The 20,971-nt window shown below is 69.9% G+C and carries 18 protein-coding genes; 8 read left to right on the top strand and 10 right to left on the bottom strand.

Translation table 11 applies throughout. The features are described 5' to 3' along the window. Positions 1-29 precede the first annotated feature (29 nt). From lpdA to PPSIR1_RS24925, 4 genes are read right to left on the bottom strand one after another with little or no spacing between them, the layout of a single operon-like run. Complete coding sequence (gene lpdA, locus PPSIR1_RS24940; RefSeq protein ID WP_006973951.1) at positions 30-1,445, bottom strand: dihydrolipoyl dehydrogenase; 1,416 nt, start codon at positions 1,443-1,445, stop codon at positions 30-32. Positions 1,446-1,474: 29 nt separating this feature from the next. Next, positions 1,475-2,782, bottom strand: a complete 1,308-nt coding sequence (locus PPSIR1_RS24935) for a dihydrolipoamide acetyltransferase family protein (RefSeq protein WP_006973950.1) — start codon at positions 2,780-2,782, stop codon at positions 1,475-1,477. Positions 2,783-2,815: 33 nt separating this feature from the next. Then, positions 2,816-3,826, bottom strand: a complete 1,011-nt coding sequence (locus PPSIR1_RS24930; RefSeq protein ID WP_006973949.1) for a transketolase C-terminal domain-containing protein — start codon at positions 3,824-3,826, stop codon at positions 2,816-2,818. Beyond that, positions 3,823-4,749 carry a thiamine pyrophosphate-dependent enzyme gene (locus PPSIR1_RS24925; protein ID WP_006973948.1) on the bottom strand — a complete coding sequence of 309 codons (927 nt, stop codon included), beginning with the start codon at positions 4,747-4,749 and terminating at the stop codon, positions 3,823-3,825. The genes PPSIR1_RS24930 and PPSIR1_RS24925 overlap by 4 nt, the downstream gene beginning before the upstream one ends. 233 nt (positions 4,750-4,982) lie before the next feature. Between PPSIR1_RS24925 and PPSIR1_RS24920 the strand changes: the two genes are divergently transcribed. Both PPSIR1_RS24920 and PPSIR1_RS43760 read left to right on the top strand, forming a co-directional pair. Beyond that, on the top strand, positions 4,983-5,732 hold the full coding sequence (locus PPSIR1_RS24920) for a DUF4178 domain-containing protein (RefSeq protein ID WP_006973947.1): 750 nt from the start codon (positions 4,983-4,985) through the stop codon (positions 5,730-5,732). 124 nt (positions 5,733-5,856) lie between these two features. Beyond that, on the top strand, positions 5,857-6,945 hold the full coding sequence (locus PPSIR1_RS43760) for a fibro-slime domain-containing protein (RefSeq protein ID WP_157595950.1): 1,089 nt from the start codon (positions 5,857-5,859) through the stop codon (positions 6,943-6,945). A 198-nt stretch (positions 6,946-7,143) separates the two neighbouring features. Here PPSIR1_RS43760 and PPSIR1_RS24910 read toward each other — a convergent pair whose 3' ends face one another. Genes PPSIR1_RS24910 through PPSIR1_RS43750 form a run of 3 tightly spaced genes read right to left on the bottom strand, consistent with a single transcriptional unit; the run spans position 7,144 to position 9,491 of the window. Further along, positions 7,144-8,337 carry an acyl-CoA dehydrogenase family protein gene (locus PPSIR1_RS24910; RefSeq protein ID WP_006973945.1) on the bottom strand — a complete coding sequence of 398 codons (1,194 nt, stop codon included), beginning with the start codon at positions 8,335-8,337 and terminating at the stop codon, positions 7,144-7,146. Positions 8,338-8,397: 60 nt separating this feature from the next. Further along, positions 8,398-8,901, bottom strand: a complete 504-nt coding sequence (locus PPSIR1_RS43755) for a MauE/DoxX family redox-associated membrane protein (RefSeq protein ID WP_006973944.1) — start codon at positions 8,899-8,901, stop codon at positions 8,398-8,400. Next, positions 8,898-9,491 carry a rhodanese-like domain-containing protein gene (locus PPSIR1_RS43750; RefSeq protein ID WP_006973943.1) on the bottom strand — a complete coding sequence of 198 codons (594 nt, stop codon included), beginning with the start codon at positions 9,489-9,491 and terminating at the stop codon, positions 8,898-8,900. Before PPSIR1_RS43750 ends, PPSIR1_RS43755 begins: the two co-directional genes overlap by 4 nt. Positions 9,492-9,702: 211 nt before the next feature. On the opposite strand from PPSIR1_RS43750, the gene PPSIR1_RS24895 reads away from it, so the two are divergent. The 3 genes from PPSIR1_RS24895 to PPSIR1_RS24885 all read left to right on the top strand — a co-directional run bounded on the left by PPSIR1_RS24895 (position 9,703) and on the right by PPSIR1_RS24885 (position 14,232). Beyond that, on the top strand, positions 9,703-10,491 hold the full coding sequence (locus PPSIR1_RS24895; RefSeq protein ID WP_006973942.1) for a hypothetical protein: 789 nt from the start codon (positions 9,703-9,705) through the stop codon (positions 10,489-10,491). A gap of 314 nt (positions 10,492-10,805) precedes the next feature. Next, a complete protein-coding gene (locus tag PPSIR1_RS49555) occupies positions 10,806-13,223 on the top strand; it encodes a YncE family protein (protein ID WP_006973941.1) in 2,418 nt (805 codons plus the stop codon). 79 nt (positions 13,224-13,302) lie between these two features. Next, the gene (locus PPSIR1_RS24885) at positions 13,303-14,232 is read left to right on the top strand and encodes a LysR family transcriptional regulator (protein ID WP_006973940.1); all 930 of its coding nucleotides are present in this window, start codon (positions 13,303-13,305) and stop codon (positions 14,230-14,232) included. Here the strand turns inward: PPSIR1_RS24885 and PPSIR1_RS24880 are convergent. The 3 genes from PPSIR1_RS24880 to PPSIR1_RS43745 all read right to left on the bottom strand — a co-directional run bounded on the left by PPSIR1_RS24880 (position 14,229) and on the right by PPSIR1_RS43745 (position 18,087). Next, complete coding sequence (locus PPSIR1_RS24880; RefSeq protein ID WP_006973939.1) at positions 14,229-15,290, bottom strand: coproporphyrinogen III oxidase; 1,062 nt, start codon at positions 15,288-15,290, stop codon at positions 14,229-14,231. The genes PPSIR1_RS24885 and PPSIR1_RS24880 overlap by 4 nt on opposite strands. Positions 15,291-15,438: 148 nt before the next feature. Beyond that, positions 15,439-16,560, bottom strand: a complete 1,122-nt coding sequence (locus tag PPSIR1_RS24875) for a hypothetical protein (protein ID WP_006973938.1) — start codon at positions 16,558-16,560, stop codon at positions 15,439-15,441. A 153-nt stretch (positions 16,561-16,713) separates the two neighbouring features. Beyond that, on the bottom strand, positions 16,714-18,087 hold the full coding sequence (locus tag PPSIR1_RS43745; RefSeq protein WP_086001677.1) for a DUF4114 domain-containing protein: 1,374 nt from the start codon (positions 18,085-18,087) through the stop codon (positions 16,714-16,716). A 141-nt stretch (positions 18,088-18,228) separates the two neighbouring features. Here PPSIR1_RS43745 and PPSIR1_RS24865 point away from each other — a divergent pair, with 141 nt between their 5' ends. The 3 genes from PPSIR1_RS24865 (at position 18,229) to PPSIR1_RS24855 (ending at position 20,970) form a co-directional block, all read left to right on the top strand. After that, a complete protein-coding gene (locus PPSIR1_RS24865; RefSeq protein WP_045116702.1) occupies positions 18,229-19,794 on the top strand; it encodes a glycine--tRNA ligase in 1,566 nt (521 codons plus the stop codon). Between the two features lie 192 nt (positions 19,795-19,986). Next, complete coding sequence (locus PPSIR1_RS24860; protein WP_006973935.1) at positions 19,987-20,574, top strand: hypothetical protein; 588 nt, start codon at positions 19,987-19,989, stop codon at positions 20,572-20,574. A gap of 111 nt (positions 20,575-20,685) precedes the next feature. Next, a complete protein-coding gene (locus PPSIR1_RS24855) occupies positions 20,686-20,970 on the top strand; it encodes an oxidative damage protection protein (protein ID WP_006973934.1) in 285 nt (94 codons plus the stop codon). Position 20,971: the final 1 nt, after the last annotated feature.

The following is a 20,971-nucleotide window of genomic DNA, read 5'->3' as shown; positions in this document are numbered from 1 at the left end:
CGCTCCACTGTGAATGCGAGATTCCTCGCTCAGCGACGACGGTTTCCGACGTGAATTGCCTCGCCGAGCGCGTGCTTGGCCGCCTCCATGACCGCCTCCCCGAGGGTGGGGTGCGGGTGCACGGTAAGCGCGATGTCTTCGGCGAAAGCACCCATTTCAATGGCCAGAGCGCCCTCGCTGATCAGGTCGCTCGCCTCGGGCCCGACGACGTGAATGCCGAGCACGCGATTGTCCTTCTTGTCGATCACCACCTTGACGAAGCCGTTGGTCTCGTCGATGGCCATGGCCCGACCGCTCACGGCAAAGGGGAACTTGCCGATCTCGATGTCGTGACCGGCGTCCTTGGCCTCGCGCTCGCCCATTCCGGCGGAGGCGATCTCCGGCTCGGTGAACACCACGTTGGGGATGGTGCGGGCGTCGTTGATGGTCTTCTTGCCGGCGATGACCTCAGCCACGACCTCGCCCTCGTGGCTGGCCTTGTGGGCGAGCATGGGCTGGCCGCAGACGTCGCCCACGGCGTAGACCTTGGCGACGTTGGTCTGCTGGCGGGCGTCGACCTTGATGAAGCCCCGGGCGTCGAGCTCGACGCCGAGCTTGTCGAGGCCAAAGCCCTTGGTCACGGGCCGGCGACCCACGGCGACGAGCACGACGTCCGCGGGGTACTCCTCGAGCTTGCCCTTGGACTCGGCCTGGACGAAGAGCTTGCCGTCGCGCTCGACGGTGCCCTTGGCCATCGCCTTGGTCACCACGGTGCCGCCGTCCTTTTTGATCTGGCGGGCGACGACCTGGGCCACGTCCTTGTCGCACACGCCCAGGACCCGGTCCGCGCCCTCGAGCACGGTCAGCTTGGTGCCGAGGCGCTGGAAGGTCTGGCCGAGCTCGAGGCCGATGATGCCGCCGCCGATGCAGACGATGTGCTCGGGCACGAAGTCGAGGTCGAGGGCGCCGGTGCTGTCGCGGACGCGGTCCTGGTCAATGGCGAAGCCGGGGATCTCGATGGGCACGGAGCCCGTCGCGACCACCAGGTGCTCGAACTCGACGATGTCCTCGGGCTTGCCGTCGGCGTAGATCAGCTTCGCGCGGTTGGGGCCGAGGAGCTCGGCGGTCGCCTTGACGTATTGGGTGCCCGAGCCCTTGACCAGGGTCTTGACCCCGCCGGTCAGCTTCTTGACGATGCCGGCCTTCCAACCTTGCATCTTGGGCATGTCGGCCTTGGGCGCCGCGAAGCTCAGGCCCATGTGATCGGCGTGCTGCGCCTTGTGATAGAGCTTGGTCGCCGAGATGAGCGCCTTGCTGGGAATGCAGCCCCAGTTGAGGCAGACGCCGCCGGGCTCTGATTTTTCGACGAGCATCGCGTCGACGCCGAGCTGGCCGAGGCGAATCGCGCAAGGGTAACCGCCGGTGCCGGCGCCGATGATGAGGGCCTGTTTCTTGATCGTGGCCATGATGAACTCGATTGCGGTGAGGGGGTCGTTCAGATTCCTGCGAGCAAGAGCAAGGTCGGATCTTCGAGGTAGCGGCGAACTTCCTGCAGGAAGGACGCGCCCTCGAAGCCGTCGACCACGCGGTGGTCGAGGGAAACGGACAAGTTCATGATGTGGCCAATGACGATCTCGTCATTGTCGTTGACCACCGGCACCTTGCGAATCGCGTGGACGCCGAGGATGCCGACCTCGGGGTAGTTGAGGATGGGCGTGGCCAGCACGCCGCCGATGGTCCCGAGGCTGGTGATGGTGAAGGTCGAGCCGGTCAGCTCGTCCCGAGCCAGGCGCCCGGTCTTGGCCCCCTCGCCCAGGCGCTTGACCTCGCGGGCGAGGTCGAGGAGCGAGAGCATGTCGGCGTCGTGGATGACCGGGACCATCAGGCCCTGGTCCGTCGCCGCGGCCACGCCGATGCTGTAGCGCTTCTTGAGCACGATGCGCTTTTGGGCCTCGTCGAGCTCGGCGTTGACGATGGGGAAGCGCTTGAGCGCGTGGCAGACGGCCTTGATGATGAAGGGCAGGTAGCTCAGCGACACGCCCTGCTCGGCCGCGGCCTTCTTGGCCTGCTTGCGCAAGGTGACGAGCTTGGTGACGTCGATCTGCTCGACGTAGGTGTAGTGGACGGCCTCGGTGTAGGACTTGACCATGCCCTCGGCGATGCGCCGACGCATGCCGCGGAAGGGGATGTACTCGTCCTCGCGGGGCCCGACGGAGGGGCGCGCGACGGGGGCCGGAGCGGGCGCGGGGGCAGGCTTCGCCGCGGGAGCCGGAGCGGGCGCAGCCGCGACGGGAGCCCGAGCGGGAGCCGACGCTGCCGCGGGCGCGGCCGCCGGGGGCAGCCCGCCGCGCTCGTGGATCGCGGCGACGTCGGACTTGGTGATCCGGCCGCTCTCGTCCACGGGCACCCGGGCCAGATCGATGTCGTGCTCCCGAGCCAGGGCGCGCGCCGCCGGCGTGGCGAGGATGCTCGAGTCCGTGGGCGTGGGCGCGGGCGTAGCCGGAGCGGGCGCGGCCGGAGTGGCCGGCGCTGCTGCGGCGGGAGCGGGAGCCTCGGGTGAAGCCGCGGCCCCCTCCTCGAGGATCGCGATCACCGAGCCGACGGCGCACACGTCGCCCTCGGCCGCGCGCTGCTCTCGCAGCACGCCGTCAAAGGGCGCGGGGATCTCGATGGTGGCCTTGTCGGTCATGACCTCGACGAGGCCATCGTTCGTCGCGAAGGAGTTGCCAGGGGCGATGAGCCACTGGACGATCTCACCTTCGATGACACCTTCACCAATCTCGGGCAGCTTGAATTCGACCATGGGATGTAGACGCGGGGAGAGTGAGAGGGAGAGCTAGTAGTGGACGACTCGGGCGATGGCGTCGGCGATGGCGGCCGCGCTGGGGCTGGCCGTGACCTCGTCGTGGGCGCTGACCAGGCCCTCGGCCTCGCCGCAGATCCGGAGCACCGGGGCGTCGAGGTGGAGGATCGAGCGGTCGGCGAACAGGGCCGCGAGCTCGGCCCCGAGGCCGTGGCGGCGCGGCCCGCTGTGGGCGATGACCAGCTTGCCGGTGGCGCTGGCGGCCTCGACCAGGGCGTCCTCGTCGAGGGGCGCGAGGCGGCCGACGTCGACGACCCGGACCTCGTAACCAGCGGACGACTCGTCCCCGGCCGCGCAGGCCTCGGCGGCCAACAGCGCGGGCTCGAGGGCGTCGCCCCAGGCGAACACCGTGGCCTGGTCGCCGTCGCGCAAGGTCGCGGTCAGGGGCCGATCGAGGCCAGCGCGCAGGTCGATGTCGGCGATCAAGTCGCGGACGATGACGCTGCGCGGGAGCAGCAAAACGCGCGGGCCCACGCTCGCCCCAGGGCTGCTCGGCTCGGCGTCGAACTCGGCGGCGCTGCGCAGGCAGGCGCACAGCTCCTCGATGCGCCCGGCGGCCCACAGCTCGAGGCCGGGGACCCGGGCGAGGGTGGCCTCGACGGACTCCGCCGCCTCGCCGCCGATGCCAAAGCCGGGCCCGTTGGGGACGACGAAGAGCACGGGCAGATCGTGCTGCTCGCCGCTGCGCCAGGGCAGGCGGCCGAGCTCGCGCAGGGCCGGGAGGGCCTCGAGCAGAGCGCTCGCCGAGGGCAGGACGACGATGGGGCGCAGGCCCGCGAGGGCCAGGCCGCCGGCATGGGCGACGCCGGCGTTGACGGTCAGCGGCGCGGGCATGAGCCGGGCGCGCAGCTGCTCGTCCTCGGCGACGGCCCGGGACAGCCCGAGCATGCCGCCGTTGCCGACGTCCTCGCCGAGCAGGCAGCGCCGCTCGTCTTCGCGGAGCAGCTCGACCAGGAGGCGGGCGAGGGGCTTGAGGGCGCTCACTGGCTCACCTCCGCGATCGCCTTGTCGAGCTGGCCGTGGATCTCGGCCTCGGTGACGTCCTGGAAGGGCTGGGTCCACTCGCCGCGGCTGTCGAGCAAGCGGCGGACTCGCTCGACGGGGTCGCGCTCGGCCGGCGGGTCTTGAGCCAGCGGGGTGACCACGACCTCGACCAGGCCCGGACCGGCGCCGTCGTGGGCCCGGTGCAGAGCCGCAGCGATCGCCCGGCGCACGCCCACGGCGTCCGCACCGTCGCAGCGCCGCGACCACATCCCGCGGGCCCGCACGCGCTCGGCCACGCTGTCGCCCATGAGCCCGGCCTCGGCCGGCGCGCCCTCGGGCCACAGCTGCGACTTGCACACGAACACCATGGGCGCGGTGTGGGCCAGCGCGAGCGCGAGGCTCTCGTGGAACATGCCCGTGGTCGTCAGGCCCTCGCCGAAGATGGCGACGCTGGCTCGACCGCGGCTGAACAGGCGCTGCCCGTGGGCGTGCCCCACGGCCAGGCCCAGGTTCATGCCGAGGGCCTCCGAGGCGCCCATGAGCTTGTGCTCGCGGGAGCTGAGCGAGCCGGGCAGGCCCCGACCGCGGGTCTCCGCGCTCGCCTGGCCCAGCAGCTGACGCAGGATCTCCGTCAGCGGCAGGCCGCGGGTCAGAGCCACGGCCGCGTCGCGGTTGCCCACGAAGACCCAGTCCTCCTCACCGACGAGTGAGCCGACCGCCACGGACACCGCCTCTTCGCCGGCCGCGGGCGCCCACATGGGCAGCTCCAATCGGCCGAGCTTGAGGTCGAGGATCCGCGCCGCGACCAGCTGCTTGTAGAAAGATCGAAGATCGAGACCGCTGACCGCGGCAGGGTCAGCCAGCGCTCCCTTCGAGTCGAGGAGCGCCTCGACACCCTCAGGCTCCCAGGCAGTTGCTTGCATGCGTGCGCTCGTTGAGCGTCAGCGCCGGCTACTCGAAAGTCGCAGCTGGCGTGCCGCCGTTGGGCTTGTATCCACGGCCATGGACACGGTCAAGGATCCTCGGCACCCCCAGTGGGCTGGGCGGTCGACTCTGCACGGCGCCGGTGTATGCTGGACATCCACTGCGCGGCCCACCAGCGTGGTGTGCAACCGAGTTCTCACCGTCGCCTCACGCCCGGATCACGCGCACCCCCATGTTCATCCCCTCCCTCGTCGCTGCCATGCTCATCGCCGGTGCGTTCTGGGGGGGTGTGATCGCGGCTCGCCGACTCCGGGACTGGGGTGAGAGCAACCGCGCCCTCGAGGGCGGCGAGCCCCCCCTGGCCCTCGCCGTGGCGAGCGGCATCCCCTCCAACGACGATTCCGTGAAGAAAGTCCGAGCCCACGTCGCCGATCGCCTCCAGGCCTCGCTCGCCAACGGCCAGGGCATGGCCGCCCTCGCCGCCAGCCATGCCCCCCGCGACGCGGCCGAGCTCGACATCGACGGGCTGCGCGTCGGCGACGTCGTGCTCATCGAGGCCCTCGACGGCCGCGCCGAGGGCGACTTCCTCGTGGAGGGGCTGTTGCGCCTGCGCGAAGGCACGGTGACGACCCTCGTGGTGATCATGGCCGACGGCGAGCGCCGGCGCTGGCTGATCGGCTCCCTCGACACCCAAGAGTGGATCAGCGTCGAGCCCGTCGAGGGCCACAACCTCGCCGGCGAGCCCCCGCGCAACATCCAACCTCCGGACCAGCCCAAGGTCTTCGCCCTGTCCCGCCGCGGCCAGGCCAGCGTCGCGGCGATCGGCTCCCACGGGCGACCCGGCCAGTCCCGGGTCAGCACCTACGTCTACCGCGCAGGCAGCCGCGACACGCTGTGGCTGGAGCGCTGGGGCGCGACGGTGCTCATGGGCCAGGGCGTGACCCTGCCCAGGCACTCCGTCTCTTTCCTACCAGGCTCCTGAGAACGGCCATCGAAGGGCCTTCTCGCCCCCGAGCAGTTTGCGCCGTCGGGGCCCCGGCGATCCTCGGGTGCCAGCCGCGAATTAGCGCTAGCAAGGACGCGGGGCCGGGTACATGCTGGCTAGCATGCGCTTGAAGCCTGGCCATTTCCACGCCCTCGTCCTCCCCCTCGCCCCTGCCCTCGTCCTCGGTCTCTCGGCCTGCTCCGACGACAGCGGCGACTCGGGCTCGGAGGCCGCCGTCGACACGGGCGACAGCGAGTCCGGCGACAGCGGGGACTCGACGAGCACCGACGACGAGGTCGGCACGGAGACGGGCTCGACGGGCTCGACCGACGGCACCGACTCCTCCGACAGCTCCGACTCCTCCGACAGCAGCGACTCCTCCGACAGCTCCGACTCCTCTGACAGCAGCGACTCCTCCGACAGCTCCGACTCCGAGAGCTCCGACTCGGGGACCGGCGAGACCGGCATGGAAGAGGACACCGGCATGGAGGAGGACACCGGCATGGAGGAAGACACCGGCACGACCACCGGCGAGGACCCCTGCGGCACCACCATCTTCCCGGTCTACCGCGACTTCCAGCCCATGCAGCCCGACTTTGGCTGCCAGATGTGGGGCAACGGCGCGCGCCCGGACCTGGTCATGCAGACCCTCGGCGCCGACAACAAGCCCGTCTACAACCCCAACCCCGGCCCGCCGCTGCCGGGCTGGAACGGCTCCAACCCGCAGATCAACAGCTCCGACAGCTTCTCGGTTTGGTACAACACCACCGATGGCGTGAACATGGAATTCGACGGTGAGATCGTGCTCGAGGAGACCTTCCCGGGCTCGGGGGTCTACAGCTTCGCGGACAACATGTTCTACCCCCTCACCGACATGGGCTTTGGCAACAACACCACGCCAAACTACGGCGGCGAGACCTACCCCAACTGGAACGGGGCGTTCACCACCGAGATCCACGTCGAGTTCGAGTATCAGCCCGGGCAGGAATTCACCTACATCGGCGACGACGACGTCTGGGTGTTCATCGACGGCATGCTCGCCCTGGATCTGGGCGGCCTGCACGGCCCGGTCGAAGGGACGATCTTCCTCGACGATCTGGGCCTCGTCGCCGGGCAGTACTACCCGCTGGACGTGTTCCACGCCGAGCGCTGCGGCTCGGGCTCCAACTTCCGGATCGACACCTCGATCCAATGTATCAACCCGCAGTGAAACGCAAACCAGAAGCGGTCGCTCGAATCGGCAAATCGAGAGCGTTCGCTGGCCCGCCAAAGCGCCCCCCTCCCAGGGGGGCACCTCGGGCGGTCTAGAACCCACGAACGACCCCGCCCGACGAGCGCAGCGAGGAGAGGACCTGCCAAAGGCAGGTCCGCTGCGGCCCCAGGCGAAAGCGCCTGCGGGGGGTCTAAATCAGTTGAACGCGCTGAGGCCCGTCAGCGCGCGGCCGATGGCGAGGGTGTGAATCTCGTGGGTGCCCTCGTAGGTGTAGACCGTCTCGAGGTTGCACAGGTGCCGCATGATGTGGAACTCGCCCATGATGCCGTTGCCGCCGAGCATGGTCCGGGCGGTCTTGGCACATTCGCGGGCGAGCTGGATGTTGTCGCGCTTGATGAAGCTGACCTGGACCGGGTCGAGCTTGCCCTCTTGCTTGAGGCGGCCGCAGTGGTGGGCGAGGAGCAGTCCCTTGCCGATGGCGTTGTGCATCTCGACGAGCTTTTGCTGGGTCAGCTGGAAGCCGGCGATGGGCTTGCCGAACTGGACGCGCTCGAGGGTGTAGCGCCGGGCTCGCTCGTAGACGTCCATGGCCGCGCCGACGCCACCCCAGCCGATGCCGTAGCGGGCCTGGGTCAGGCAGCTGAGCGGGCCCTTGAGGCCGCGAACGCCCGGGAGCATGTTCTCCTTGGGCACGCGCACGTCGTCGAGGACGATCTCGCCGGTGATCGAGGCGCGCAGGCTGAGCTTGCCGTGGGTCTCGGGGGTGCTCAGGCCCTTCATGCCGCGCTCGACGACGAAGCCGCGGATCACCGGGGCGTCGCTGCCGAAGTCGAGGGTCTTGGCCCAGACCACGCACAAGTTGGAGATCGGGCTGTTGGTGATCCACATCTTCTGACCGTTCAAGATGTAGTCGCCGCCCTCGGACTCCTGCTTGGCGTGGGTGCGCATGGAGCCGGGGTCGGAGCCGGAGTTGGGCTCGGTCAGGCCAAAGCAGCCGATGAGCTCGCCGTGGGCCATGCCGGGCAGCCACTTTTGCTTCTGCTCTTCGGTGCCGTAGGCCCAGATCGGGTACATGGCGAGGGCGGTCTGGACCGAGCAAAACGAGCGGATGCCCGAGTCCACGCGCTCGAGCTCGAGCATGATCGTGCCGTAGGCGACGGGGTTGAGGCCGGCGCAGTCGTAGCCCTCGAGGGAGCAGCCCAAAAAGCCCATCTCGGCGAACTCGGGGATGAGCTCCTTGGGGAAGGTCCCGGCCTCGTAGTGCTTCTCGATCACCGGCATGACCCGGGACTGGCAAAAGTCGTGGGCGGCCTTCCAGGTCAGCCGCTCGTCTTCGGTCAGCAGGTGATCGATGCCCAGGAGGTAGGTACGCGGGTCCTTCGACGCCATGGACCATCGATAACACGGCGCGCCAGCTGCGACGGCGCCGCGCGGGCGTGGGCGTGAGAGCTAGCGCTCGCCCGGCTGAGCTTCCGGCTCATCCTCACTGGCGCCGCGCAGCTCGGGCGGCCAAAACGCGAGGCCGATGGCCGCGAGCAAGCCCACGTCGCGGATCAGCAGCGGCCAGCCGACGGCGCTGGCCTCGGAGGCCTCGCCGAAGCAGCCGCAGGCCAAATCGATGTCGCGCACGATGATCGAGACGATCAGGCCGAGAAAAGCCACGGTCAGCGCGCCGAGTACGAGCGCGCCGGCGCGTCGCTTGAAGCCGGTGAGCACGGCGAGGCCGCCGACGATCTCGGCGATCGGCACGAAGGTCGCGGCGAGGTTGAGGCTCCAGTCCGGGAAGGCCTGGTAGTTGGCGATGTCCTCGGCGAAGGCGAGGGGGTCGAGGAGCTTGAGCCCGCCCGCGTAGATGAACACGCCGCCGACGACGACCCGCGCGATCCACCCGGCGACGAGCAGGGCGCGGTCGCGGGGTTCGGCCTCGGCCCAAGCAGTGGCGAGCGCGTTCACGGCGACACCTCCGAGCTCGACATGCCCGAGCCAAAGCGGGTCGGGCCCTGGACCGTCTCGCCGTCGGCCGCGGTCCAGGCCTGCCACCCGCCATCGAGGACGCGGACGGAACGACACAGGTCGCGGCTCTCGAGCACGGCGCCGAGGAAGTTGGACTGCTCGCACGAGCCCCCGTCGCAGTAGGTGATGACCTGGGCGTCGGGGGCGATGGGCAGGGACTGGATCTCGAGCAGGACCTCGGCGTCGGGGGCCGGGAGGTTCACGGCGCCGGGGATGTGCGCGTACTCGTAGAGCGAGGTCGCCCGGGCGTCGATGAAGGTGACCCCGGGCTTGCCGAGCAGGGCCTTCGCCTCGTCGATGCCGATGCGTTCGAGGTTCGGGTCTTCGGCGGCGCCCTCCTCACCCTCGGCCCCGCAGACCTCGTCCGCGCGGGGCTCGGCGAGGATCGTCAGGTCCGGGTGGGCGGTCAGCAGGGCCAACGCGCCGACCAGGCTGACCCCCACCAGCCAGGCTGCGTCCCGGAGCAGGTCGAAGTGGTGGGCGAGGACGGCGGAGACCCCCGCGAGGCCGATGAGGAGGAGTAGACCCATCGTCGGAGGGAGAGAGTAGCCGATTTCCCGGGGCTCGCAGCCCGCAGCGCCCGGAATCACTCCAGCTTCGATACCCGCTCGGGGGGTGCCCAAACCCCGCGGCGCCGGGAATCGCCTGACCTGATCGTGGTTCTAGGAGAGATCTGCGCGACAGAATCGCGCGAAGGTTTCGGGTCTCGCGCGCGTCCGCTACAACTCCACAGGCCCCGCGATGTCGACCGCCCCCAAGTCCTCGCTCTCCCCGCGCCTGCCCCGGGCGCTCCTGCTCCTCCGTGCCGTGCTGATGGGCGCGGCGCTCTGGCTCGCCTCGGCGCCCCTGACCAGCGGCGAAGCCCTCGCCGGTCCAGCCCCGACCAAGGAAACGCTGAACACGCGACCGGGCGGGACGAACTCGACCACCGGCGAGAGCAAGATGCCGGACTTCGTCTACGGCGGAAACGCGCTCTCCTTCCACGGTCCCATGCAGTTCGGCCTGACCCGCAAGGGCTTCTACCCCCGGGCGCGCCTGGCCTTTCAGTACGACCGCCAGCTGCACCGCGCCCACTGGGCGCACGTCAACGTCGCGGCGCTGTTCGACCGCGGCAACTGGGAGACCTTCGGCATGGACAGCTGCGGGCTGACCCAGGCCGGGACATGCGAGGCGGGCACCGTCGCCGGCATGGACATCGCGGTGGGCTACACCTACAAGCTGTTCATCGAGGACAAGCCGTGGATCGTGCCGACCTTCCGCGCCGGGCTGGCCGGCGGCTTTTGGTACTACCCGCGCCTGGGCGGCACCCGCGAGCAGACCCGCGAGCTGACCTGGACCCTCGGCATTCAGGCCGCCGCAGGCGTCCGCTTCTTCCTGCTCCGCGAGCTCGCCATCGGCCTCGACATCGAGTTCCGCCCCGGCCTGGCCGTGCACCGCGAGCGCCAGGAGGCCGCGAGCGACTCGGACAACCTCGCGGGCTTCGTGCTCCCCTTGCAGGTGCTCCCGCTCATCGTCGAGTACCGCTTTTGAGCCCGCGAGCGTCGAATCGCCATTCGCTTCACTGTCGAACGCACGGTGAACCAGGCTCCGCCTCGCGGCGCGGGTCATGAGCCGGCTTCACACGGCCTGAGTCGTGGACGTGGGGCAGGGAGGGCGTGGCGTCGTCCACGACGGCTAAATAGGCAGAGGGCCCGTTCTCGTGGTCTGGGCACTGATGTGCGCATCGGAGGATGCGATGGCAGCCATGGATTACGTCGAGTGGTTCGCGCCCCGACGGCGACCCATTACTGCTGCCAATGCGTTGCTCGACTACTTCTGCCTTGTCTCTATTGTTTCTAGCGACCATGCCCGCTTGCGCGTCCGGAGAGGGCCTCGACACCAACGAGACCTTCGGAGAGGGCGGCGGCTCCTCGTCGGAGGACACCGGCGACACCGAGACCGATGGGGGCGAAACCGAGACCGACACGGGCGAGACCGACACCGACGGCACCACCGACACCGGCGAGGATCCGCTGCTGTTCTTCTCCGGCCCGACCAAGGGTGGGCCCATCGCCGCGTCTCCCGACGGGGCCCACCTCGCGGTGGTCAACGGGATCAGCGGTGAGCTGACCCTCTTCGCCCTCCCGGACCTCCAGGAGGAAGGCCGCGTGATGCTCGGCGGGCAGCCCGAGTCCGTGGCCTTCTCCCCCTCTGGCGAGGAGCTGTTCGCGGTGCTGCGCGAGCAAGGCTCGGTCGTGCGCGTGAGCGGGATCGGTGGCGAGCTGCTCATCGACGCCGGCGTCAGCGTGGGCTCCGAGCCCGGCCGGGCCGCGCTCTCGGCCGCCGGCACCCGGCTTTGGGTCCCGCTGTGGGCCGAGGGCTACGTGCTCGCCGTCGACGCCCAGAGCATGGAGATCGCCGCCGAGTTCGAGACCGGCGGGTCGCCCTACGCGGTCTGCGTCACCAACGACCTCGACGAGGACGAGGGCGACGAGACCGTGTTCGTGACCGACTTCTACGGCGTCCCCAAGGCCGGCGCCCGCGAGGCCACGGACGACGCCCGCGAGGGCCGGGTGTTCACGATCCGCGACGGAGAGCTCGGGGAGCTGCGCCTGCCCGCGCTCGCCAGCTCCGGGACCCCCGGCTTCGAGGCGACCGGGGCCTACCCCAACCAGCTGTACTCGTGCGTGGTCAACCAGGACACCCTCTACGTGACCAGCGTCGGGGCCTCTCCCGCCGCCTTCGAGGGCGCGACCGACTTCCGCCAAAACCTCCAGGGCCTCGTCCACCGGGTCGACGTCGCCACGCTGACCCCGGACGCCCAGCCCGTCGACCTCAACGCCCTCGTCGACGCCCTCGACGCGCCCAAGCGCTTCATCCCCGTCCCGACCGACATCACCTTCGCGCCCAACAGCGAGTTCGCCTACCTGAGCTCGCTGAGCTCGGACAGCGTCCTGCGCGTGGACTTCGAGGTCAGCCCGCCCACCGCCGGCTCCCCCTCGGGCGCCAACTTCCTCCCGGCGAGCCAGTCTCCGGTCGGGGTCGCGATCGTCGGCAAGGAGATGTACACGGCCAACGAGGTCGGGCACAGCATCTCGCTGACGAGCCTCGCCGACCAAGAGACCATCGTCACCGACATCCCCGCGGGGACCCTGCCCGCCACGGCCGCGGAGCTCGAGGCGCTCCAGGGCCAGCGCTTCTTCAACACGGGCATGGGCCGGTGGTCGACCAACGGCTGGGTCAGCTGCGCGGGCTGCCACCCCTTCGGGACCACCGACAACGTGACCTGGTCCTTCCCCGCCGGGCCGCGGCAGACCGTCGACACCTCGGCGACCTTCAGCGCGAGCGGGACGGAGCAGCGGATCCTCAACTGGACGGCGATCTTCGACGAGATCCACGACTTCGAGCTCAACACCCGGAGCGTGGCCGGCGGGACCGGGGCGATCGTCAGCGACACGACCCTCAACGCCGACGGCTCGGCCAACACCGCCGCGCGCATCGACATCGTCGGGCTGGGGGGCGTCGCCGACCCGATCAACGCCTTCAACCGCGGCTCGGCCCGGGGCGCCGCCCTGACCGGCGCGACCCCGGATGACTGGGACGCGATCGAGGCCTACATCGCCAGCATCCGCTCGCCCAAGGGCTCGACGCGCCTGGACGGCGACCCCCTCGCAGGCCGCGAGATCTTCCTCGAGGGCGGCTGCGACAATTGCCACAGCGGCTCGCTGTGGACCTCGTCCCAGCGCAGCTACACCCCCGCCTTCAACCCGAACGACGGCACCGACAACGACGAGCGCGCGGTCAGCTTGCTCGAGGTCGGCGTGACCTCGACAGGCGACGTGCGCCCCGACCAGCTGACGAGCACCGACACCTCCGTGCTGACCGTCCTCGCGGACGACACAAACGGCGCTCCCGCGCGCCAGGTGTGCACCTCACGCATCGTGGGGACCTACGGGGCCGAAGGCGCGACGACCCAGGGGGCCGAGGAGCTGCGTCAAAATGGCACCCAGGCCCAAGGCGTCGACGGCTACAACGTGCCCTCGCTCCTCGGCGCGGGCCAGGGCGCGCCCTACCTGCACAACGGGGCGGCGGAGAGCCTCGAGGAGCTCTTGGAGCCGGGGGGAGCGTTCAGCACCCACCTCCGCGCCGGGAACCAGGTGTTCTCGCCGACGGACGAGCAGCTCGCCGACCTCATCGCCTTCGTCGCGTCGATCGACGACGACACGGAGGTCATCCCGCTCGACTCGAGCTACGACATCTGCCCGGACTCGGTCCCGCAATAGCGGGACGATCGAAGCTAGCAGACTCCTTGGAGCCGCGTGCATCGATGCCCCCGCCTCGATGAGGCATGATGCGATCGGCATGGACCTGACGCACCTCCGCTACTTTCGGATGATCGCCGAGGTCGGCAACCTGACCGCGGCGGCCAAGCGCCTGGGCGTCGCCCAGTCCACGCTCACGACCGCCGTCAAGCGGCTCGAGAAGCACTACGACAGCACGCTCTTGCTGCGCAATTCTCGGGGCGTGACCGTGACCCCGACGGGGCGCGAGCTGGCGAGCTCGGCGGGCGAGATCCTCGGCATGGTCGAGGAGATGGAGGAGCGGATCCGCGGGCTCGAGAACGACGACGTCGGCGAGTTCACCATCGGCTGCCACGAGTCCCTGGGCGCCTACTTCCTGCCCCAGTTCCTCAACAAGTTCCTCGAGACCGACACCGGCATCGAGCTGCGCGTGTGGAACGGGACCTCCGAGGGCGTGCGCCAGGCGGTCATCGATCGCAGCGTGCACTTTGGGCTCATCGTCAATCCCCTGCCCCACGACGAGCTGGTGATGATCGAGGCCTTCCGCGACGCCGTCGCGCTCATCGGCCACAGCGAAGGCCACGGCCGGCCCGGGACGCGCGCGGAGTTCGAGGAGCGGCTGCGCTCCTCGCCGCTGATCTACGCCGACCGCGTGGACCAGTGCAAACAGATCGTCGACACCCTGCGCGGGATGGACCTGCTGCCCGAGCGGCTGATCACCACCGGCGACCTCGAGCTGACCAAGACCCTGGTGCTCGCCAACGTGGGCATCGGGATCCTGCCGCGGCGCGTGGCCAACTACGGCCACGAGGGCGAGCTGGTCGTGCTCAGCCCCTCCTTCCCGGAGATCCCCGACCGCATCCTGCTGTGCTTTCGCGCCGACGCCCACCGGACCGCGGCGTGGCGGCGGACCAAGCAGGCCCTGCTCGAGCACGCCAACCACCTCGCGCCCATCCCCGCCGCGCGCAAGACCCCGAACCCGGCTCCCTAGCGGGATTTATGGTTATCCAGGGTCGGCGGCAAGGTGTTGCCGGCCGCCTGCAGGCTCAGGGCCTCGGGGTTGGCTTTGTAGTGGGCCCGGAGAGCCTGGGCCAGCTTCGCGCGGGTCGCCTCGTCGACCTCCGAAGCGCCCCCCTCCGCGCCGGCCGGCAGCGCCTCGACGAGGGCCCGGACCAGCGGGCGCTGCAGCGCGGGCACCTTCGACTCCCACGACGCGAGCCGCTCGCGGTCCACGAAGCTCGGCAGCGAGCCCATGATGCCGACGTCGTTTTGGTCGTGGACGAGGATGCCCGAGGTCGTCCCGCGGTCGAGGGTGAGCACCTGGAACAGGTAGACGGTGTGGTAGGCGAGCTGGGCCGCGCGCTCCGGTCCGCTCGGCGGGCCGCCCTGGGCGACGGCGGCGAAGCGCTCGCCGAGGATCTCGACGTAGGTGTCGAGCACGACCTCGCCAAAGCGCCGCGCGAGGTTGTGGTCGGCCTCGGCGTCGTCGGTGGCGTAGCCCTCGAGGTAGAAGTGGACCACGCCGCGGTGGCGCTCGAGGGCGGGGATCGAGAAGTAGCGATCGCCCTGGGCCGCGGCCTCTGCGTAGCGCTCGCCGGCGACCTCGCGCATGCGCGCGGCGAAGCGCTCGCGGTCGGCCGCGTTGGCCAGGGCCGGGTTGAGGTCAGCCATCATCCGCCAGTAGCCCGTCCCGTCCTTGCGCTCGGTCCAGCTGATGTGCACGTGGACCGAGGGCGCCCGCGGATCCCGGGGGTGGATGATGGTCGAGAGCGCCGACGCCGAGCCCAGCTTGCGGCCCGGATCGTCGTCGTAGTGGACGTGGGACACGTTGATGGCCGCGCGGTTGAACAGCGGCCCGAAGGACGCGGCGTAGCGCATCCCCCCGCCGTGGCGGCCCTCGTCGCGCAGCCACTCGATGCGCTCGAAGGGATCGGCCTGCCCGCGCGCCGCCGCGACCGACTCGAGCCCGACCTTGAAGCGGGCCTGGAGGCTCTCGACGAGTTCGATGGCGGCGGCAGCCGTGGGCGAGCTGGAGCGTGTGCGGGTCACGTCGCCCTTGATAACCCATGCCCGCGCGTACCAGCCCGGGGTCCGACGGCAGCCTTTTCGTCCGCCTGCTCACGCCACGAAAAAGGCGGCCGGAGCATGGGGCTCCGACCGCCAGGGTGGGGACGCGGTAGCAGAGAATTCTCGGGACTCAGTTGCCGTCGTGACGAGGACCGTGGTCGCGGCCGTGGCGGGGACCGTGCTTGCGCCCGTGGCCCTTGCCGCCCTTGCCGAGCATCGCCCGGGGGCCCTTGGCGGCGATCTCATCGGCGACCTGGGCCCGCTGCTCGGGGGTCAAGATGGCGTGGACCTCGGCGGCGACGGAGCCAAAGCCCCGCTCCATCTTGCCCTCGCCCTTGGTCTTCAGGGCCAGCAGCGCCGCCTTGGCGGCGTCCTCGTCGAGGCCCTCGGCGCTCAGGGCCGCGGCCAGCGGAGCGAAGTCCGGCTTGCCCTCGGCGCGGCGCTCCTCGTGGGCCCCCTCGAAGGCGGCGCGAAGCTGCGACTGCTGGTCCTCGGTGCACGCGAGGGGCTCGCAAAAGCGCTCGACGTGGTGGGCGAGGCGAGCCTCGTGGTGGGCCTTGCGGTCGAACTTGCCGCCTTCACCCTGGGCCTGCCCGCTGTGCTCGCGCTCGCGGTGCTGTCCGTTCTCGGGGTGGCGCTGCCGCGAGCGGTGGGGCGCGTGGGGCAGGGGCAGCTCGCCCGCGGCGATCTCCTTCGACAGCTGCTCGCGCTGCTCGGGGGTCAACAGCGCCGTGAGCTCGGCGAGCATCGCCACGGCCTCATCGACGTGGGCTGACGGATCCCCGCCCACCCCACCCTCCCCCTCGAACTTCGCCTTGGCGCCGGCGTGGATCGCCTCGAACACGCTCGGGTCGAAGTCCTCGCCGCGGAAGGCCTCGGCGAGGCTCTGGTGGGCCTGGTCGCGCATGGCTTTGTGGGCCTCACGGTCGATGTCCATGCCCTCGAAGCGCTCGTGCGCCGCGGCCTTGCGGGCCTCGAACACGCCCTCGATCTGCGCTTGCTGCTCCTCGCTGCACTCGACCATGGCGCACAGCTTGGCGCCGGGCTTCATGCGGTGCTTGCCGCGCTTCATCGCGCGGTCGTCGGGGGAGCACGGGGGCTCGTCCAACTCGGAGGATGCGGCGGGGTCGTCGACGTCGGCGTCGAGGGCTGCGCTGCGCTCGACGTCGGTGTCGAGCTCCGAGTCGCAGGCGCCCATGAAGCAGAGCGCGGTGGCCAGGAGAAATGCGGTGCTGAGCTTGGTGGTGGTCATGGTCGGTGTCCGGTGCTCTCTCAAGCTAGCCCGACACCCGCGCAAAGTGCGTCAGCGTCTCGCAGTCCGAATGTAATCCTCGTGCAAAGCGAGCCGTCCGCGGTGAATGCCAATCTGGCGCGACGCGGACGGCTCGACTGTCAAAGCTGCATTTCAGGTCGCACTGCGACGGCGCCGGATCAGGCCCAAGAGCCCAAGGAACGCGAGTCCAAGGGCCCCGCGACCGGGCGCGTCGGTGTCCGCTCGGCAGTTGCAGCCATCGTCGAGGAGCTCCCCGTCGGCGCCCGCTTCACCGGTACCGTCGGTCCCGACCTCGTCCACGGCGTCGTCGGCCGAGCCGTCTCCGTCGCCCTCCGAGTCGCCCCCGCTCTCGCCCTGACCGGTCCCGCCCTCGCTGGACTCGTCCGTGTCCGCGCTGTCGTCGGTGCTCGTGTCCGCCGTGCCGCCGTCGGTGCTCGTATCCATCCCGCCGTCGGTGCTCGTATCCATCCCGCCGTCCGTCGTGTCCACGCCCCCGTCGGTCGTGTCCATCCCGCCGTCCGTCGTGTCCACGCCCCCATCGGTCGTGTCCATCCCACCGTCGGTCGTGTCCACGCCGCCATCGGTCGTGTCCATCCCGCCGTCGGTCGTGTCCATCCCGTCGTCGGTCGTGTCCATCCCGTCGTCCGTCGTGTCCACCATCCCCTCGCACTCGAGGTCCGGATCGTCCGGGCAGGGGTCACACGCGTCGCCCAGCCCGTCCATGTCCGAGTCGGCCTGGTCGGGGTTGGCGACGTCGGGGCAGTTGTCCTCGGCGCAGACCAGGTCCGCGTCGTTGTCCCCGGGGCTCGACACGATCTCGCAGGGTCCCCCGCCGTTGCACTCGATCCCCTCGACCGAGGTGAACAGGTCCTCGAAGTCGTTGTCGCCGCCTTGCAGCAGGTCCTCCCAGGCGAAGTAGTAGGTCCGCGGCTGGTTGGCGCTCTCGTAGATCAGCAGGTGGATGTAGGGGTCCTGCTGGTTGCTGTCCGGGTTCCACTCGATCTCCGAGTAGAGCACGTGGATCACGCTGGCCGGGTTGTCGACGTCGGCGCAGCCGCCCACGGCCTGGAAGAAGCCAATCTCGCCGCCCTCGTAGTTCGGGTCGCTGAGGATGTCGACGGTCTTGGCCGTGTCGACGGGCTCGTCGCAGTCGAGGATCTGGTGGAGGTCCTCGAAGGCCGGCGCCACCCCGTTGGCGTTGTACCAACCAAAGGAATTTTGATAGCCGGCGTTGCGCAGGTGCACGACGAAGGACACCTCGCAGTTGGGGATGAAGGTCGCCGGCGTGACCTCGGCGTCGAGGACCGCGTCGACGGGATCGTTGAGGGCGTCGAAGCCCTGGACCTGCAGCGAAGAGCCCTGCGGGATGGCCGTGGAGTCGGGCTGGAACAGCGGGCCGGCCCATGCCGAGGTCGGGCCGACGAGCGCCAGCGCGACCAAGCCGACGGCGGTGATCGAGCCGAACAGAGCAAGTCGAGAAGAGGTCGTGCGCAATCCCCGTGACATGCCTCTAGCTTGCACGCATCGGCGTCGGGAGACGAGGCCCAAGACGCCTCAATTCGGCTCCAAAACGCAAAGCAGACCGTTTCCGCGCCCGCACGGGTGTGCTAACAACCCAGCCCCATGGCCAGCGCAGAGCCCGAACTCATGCAGAAGATCGTTTCCCTGTGTAAACGCAGGGGCTTCGTGTTTCAGAGCTCCGAGATCTACGGGGGTCTGCGCAGCGCTTACGACTACGGCCCCATGGGCGTCGAGCTCAAGCGCAACCTGATGAACGAGTGGTGGACCTCCATGGTCCACAGCCGCGAGGACATCTACGGCCTCGACGCGTCGATCATCATGCACCCCAAGGTGTGGCGCAGCAGCGGCCACCTCGCCAACTTCACCGACCCCCTCGTCGACTGCCAGGTCTGCCAGGAGCGCTTTAGGGCCGACAAGGCACCCAAGCTCGCCGAGGGCGAGGACGCGCCGATCACCCTGGGCGACAAGGGCCGGGCCAAGGCCGCCCTGGCCAAGCTCCACGAGGCCGGCCACGAGCACATCGAGCGCAAGGGCAAGCAGCTGTTCGGGGCCAAGGCCGGCGACCGCGGCTACGTATGCCCCAACTGCGGCTCGCCCTACCTCTCGGCCGAGCGCGACTTCAACGGCATGTTCCGGACCAGCCTGGGCGCCGTCGACCCGATGGCCCAAGTCATCGCCGCGGTCAAGGCCAGCGTCGCCGAGGGCGGCGACGACAAGGCCATCCGCAAGGCCGTCGACGCGGCCCTCGAGGAGTCCGCGGTCTACCTGCGCCCCGAGACCGCCCAGGGCATGTTCGTGCAGTTCCTGAACGTGCAGCAGTCCATGGCCGCGAAGATCCCCTTCGGCATCGCGCAGATGGGCAAGTCCTTCCGCAACGAGGTCACCGTCGAGCACTTCATCTTCCGCTCCTGCGAGTTCGAGCAGATGGAGATGGAGTGGTTTTGCGAGCCGGGCACGGGCCGCGAGTGGCTCGAGTACTGGAAGGAGACGCGCATGAAGTGGTGGCAGAGCATCGGCCTGAGCGCCGACAAGCTGCGCCTGCGCGAGCACGAGAGCAGCGAGCTCGCCCACTACTCCGACGGCACCTTCGACGTCGAGTACGACTTCCCCTGGGGCTGGGACGAGCTCGAGGGCATCGCCTCGCGCACCAACTACGACCTCAACGCCCACGCCGAGGGCTCGAACAAGAAGCTGGTCTACACCGACCCCGAAAAAGACAACCCCGAGACCGGCAAGAAGGGCTGGCGCTACGTCCCCCACGTCGTCGAGCCGGCCGCCGGCGCGACCCGGGGCATGCTCGCGGTGCTGTGCGCCGCCTACGACGAGGAGCCCGGCGACGAGTCCGGCAAGGGCGCGCGCACGGTCCTGCGCCTGCACCCGCGCCTGGCCCCGGTCAAGGCCGCCGTCTTGCCCCTGGTCCGCAAGCAGGGCATGCCCGAGACCGCCCGCAAGATCGCCGACGCCTTCTTCGCCGCCGGCGTCAACGCCAAGCTCGACATGCAGCACGCCATCGGCCGCCGCTACGCTCGCCACGACGAGATCGGCACGCCCTACTGCATCACCGTCGACGGCCAGACCGCCGAGGACGACACGGTCACGATTCGCTACCGCGACGATCGTCGCCAGGAGCGGATCAAGGTCGAGGCCGCCGTCGACGAGGTCCGCCGGGCGCTCCGCGAAGGCCGCGAGTAGATCGCTCACTCAATTCGGCAAAGCGCGCAGGTCCTCGAAGACCTGCGCGTTTTGTTATTCGAGGCTGTCGAAATCCGCACCTGCTCCGAAGCCACGGTTCGGAAACGAACCTCGGCGGGACAACGCGCGCGCTGGCGCCCCCGAAGTCCCGTGGACATGGGGTATGACTCAAACCGGCTTTGCGCCGAGCCCATGCCCGACGGTCCGCACATTCGCGCGCGCCAGGTTCAAAACAGCCTCGCCGCCCTGGCCAAGCTCACCCCCGAGCGCGAGCACGAGATCTACGCCAAGCTCGACGCCATCGACCCGGCCATCCTCGCCGGCGTTCGTAGAGCCCGGGCGCGGGACTGGATCCCCCTGGCCCACGACGTCCAGCTGTCCGAGGTCGTCGAGGCGACCCTCGGCCCCGGCTCAGACCGCGCCCGCGCCCGCGCCTCCTTGACCCTCTCGCTCGAGTCGTCGACCTTCCTCGAGCCCCTCGTCCGCGGCGTCGAGCTGGTCTTTGGCCTCGAGCCCTCGGCCCTCCTGCGCCAGACCACCCGGGGCTGGGCCGCGCTCTTCCTGAACGCGGGCTCGATCCGCTACGTCGTCGCCGGCCCCAGCGAGCGGCTGATCGAGTACACCGAGATCCCCCAGGTCGTCGTCGACAGCGAGGTCTACCTCAACTCCATCGCCGGCGCCCTCGAGGCCCTCGCCGGCCTGGCCAAGGTCGCCGCCACGGTCGAGGTCCGCGAGCGCGACACCGCCGAGCGCCGGGCGGTGTTTCGCGCGCGCTGGTGACCCTCGCCCGCGCAGCCGCCCCCCAGGCTTCCAGGTCCCAGGCGCCTCACCACCGCCCATTTACCCCGAGCGCTTGATTTCCCGGCTCAGGTCGCCAACTCTTGCCCCGCGATGAACCAAGCGCGCGTGGTCCAATGCATCAAGCTCGGGGAAGAGCTGCCGGGCATCCCCTTCCAGCCCCTGCCCACGGAGTTCGGCAAGCTCTTGTTCGAGAAGGTCTCGATGCAGGCGTGGCAGATGTGGCTGCGCGAGTCCCCGCGGCTGATCAACACCTACCGCGTGGACCTGCAGACCGCCGAGGGTCGGGCCTTCCTCGAGAACCAGATGAAGATCTTCTTCGGCTTCGAGCAGGGCGACATGGCCGACACGGCCTGGCGGCCCCCCGAAGAGGGCTGAC

The organism is Plesiocystis pacifica SIR-1 (assembly GCF_000170895.1).
Taxonomy (GTDB): Bacteria; Myxococcota_A; Polyangia; order Nannocystales; family Nannocystaceae; genus Plesiocystis; species Plesiocystis pacifica.
The sequence above is the reverse complement of the archived record's forward strand: the minus strand, read 5'-3'. Positions and strand labels throughout refer to the sequence as shown.

Coding starts and splice junctions, on each gene's coding strand:
- PPSIR1_RS24935 (WP_006973950.1), bottom strand. CDS start 2,782: ATGGTCGAATTCAAGCTGCCCGAGATTGGTGAAGGTGTCATCGAAGGT.
- PPSIR1_RS24910 (WP_006973945.1), bottom strand. CDS start 8,337: ATGGCGTCGAAGGACCCGCGTACCTACCTCCTGGGCATCGATCACCTG.
- PPSIR1_RS24865 (WP_045116702.1), top strand. CDS start 18,229: ATGCAGAAGATCGTTTCCCTGTGTAAACGCAGGGGCTTCGTGTTTCAG.
- PPSIR1_RS43760 (WP_157595950.1), top strand. CDS start 5,857: ATGCGCTTGAAGCCTGGCCATTTCCACGCCCTCGTCCTCCCCCTCGCC.
- PPSIR1_RS24855 (WP_006973934.1), top strand. CDS start 20,686: ATGAACCAAGCGCGCGTGGTCCAATGCATCAAGCTCGGGGAAGAGCTG.
- PPSIR1_RS43750 (WP_006973943.1), bottom strand. CDS start 9,491: ATGGGTCTACTCCTCCTCATCGGCCTCGCGGGGGTCTCCGCCGTCCTC.
- PPSIR1_RS24885 (WP_006973940.1), top strand. CDS start 13,303: ATGGACCTGACGCACCTCCGCTACTTTCGGATGATCGCCGAGGTCGGC.
- PPSIR1_RS49555 (WP_006973941.1), top strand. CDS start 10,806: ATGCCCGCTTGCGCGTCCGGAGAGGGCCTCGACACCAACGAGACCTTC.
- lpdA (WP_006973951.1), bottom strand. CDS start 1,445: ATGGCCACGATCAAGAAACAGGCCCTCATCATCGGCGCCGGCACCGGC.
- PPSIR1_RS24860 (WP_006973935.1), top strand. CDS start 19,987: ATGCCCGACGGTCCGCACATTCGCGCGCGCCAGGTTCAAAACAGCCTC.
- PPSIR1_RS24920 (WP_006973947.1), top strand. CDS start 4,983: ATGTTCATCCCCTCCCTCGTCGCTGCCATGCTCATCGCCGGTGCGTTC.
- PPSIR1_RS24875 (WP_006973938.1), bottom strand. CDS start 16,560: ATGACCACCACCAAGCTCAGCACCGCATTTCTCCTGGCCACCGCGCTC.
- PPSIR1_RS24925 (WP_006973948.1), bottom strand. CDS start 4,749: ATGCAAGCAACTGCCTGGGAGCCTGAGGGTGTCGAGGCGCTCCTCGAC.
- PPSIR1_RS43745 (WP_086001677.1), bottom strand. CDS start 18,087: ATGTCACGGGGATTGCGCACGACCTCTTCTCGACTTGCTCTGTTCGGC.
- PPSIR1_RS24895 (WP_006973942.1), top strand. CDS start 9,703: ATGTCGACCGCCCCCAAGTCCTCGCTCTCCCCGCGCCTGCCCCGGGCG.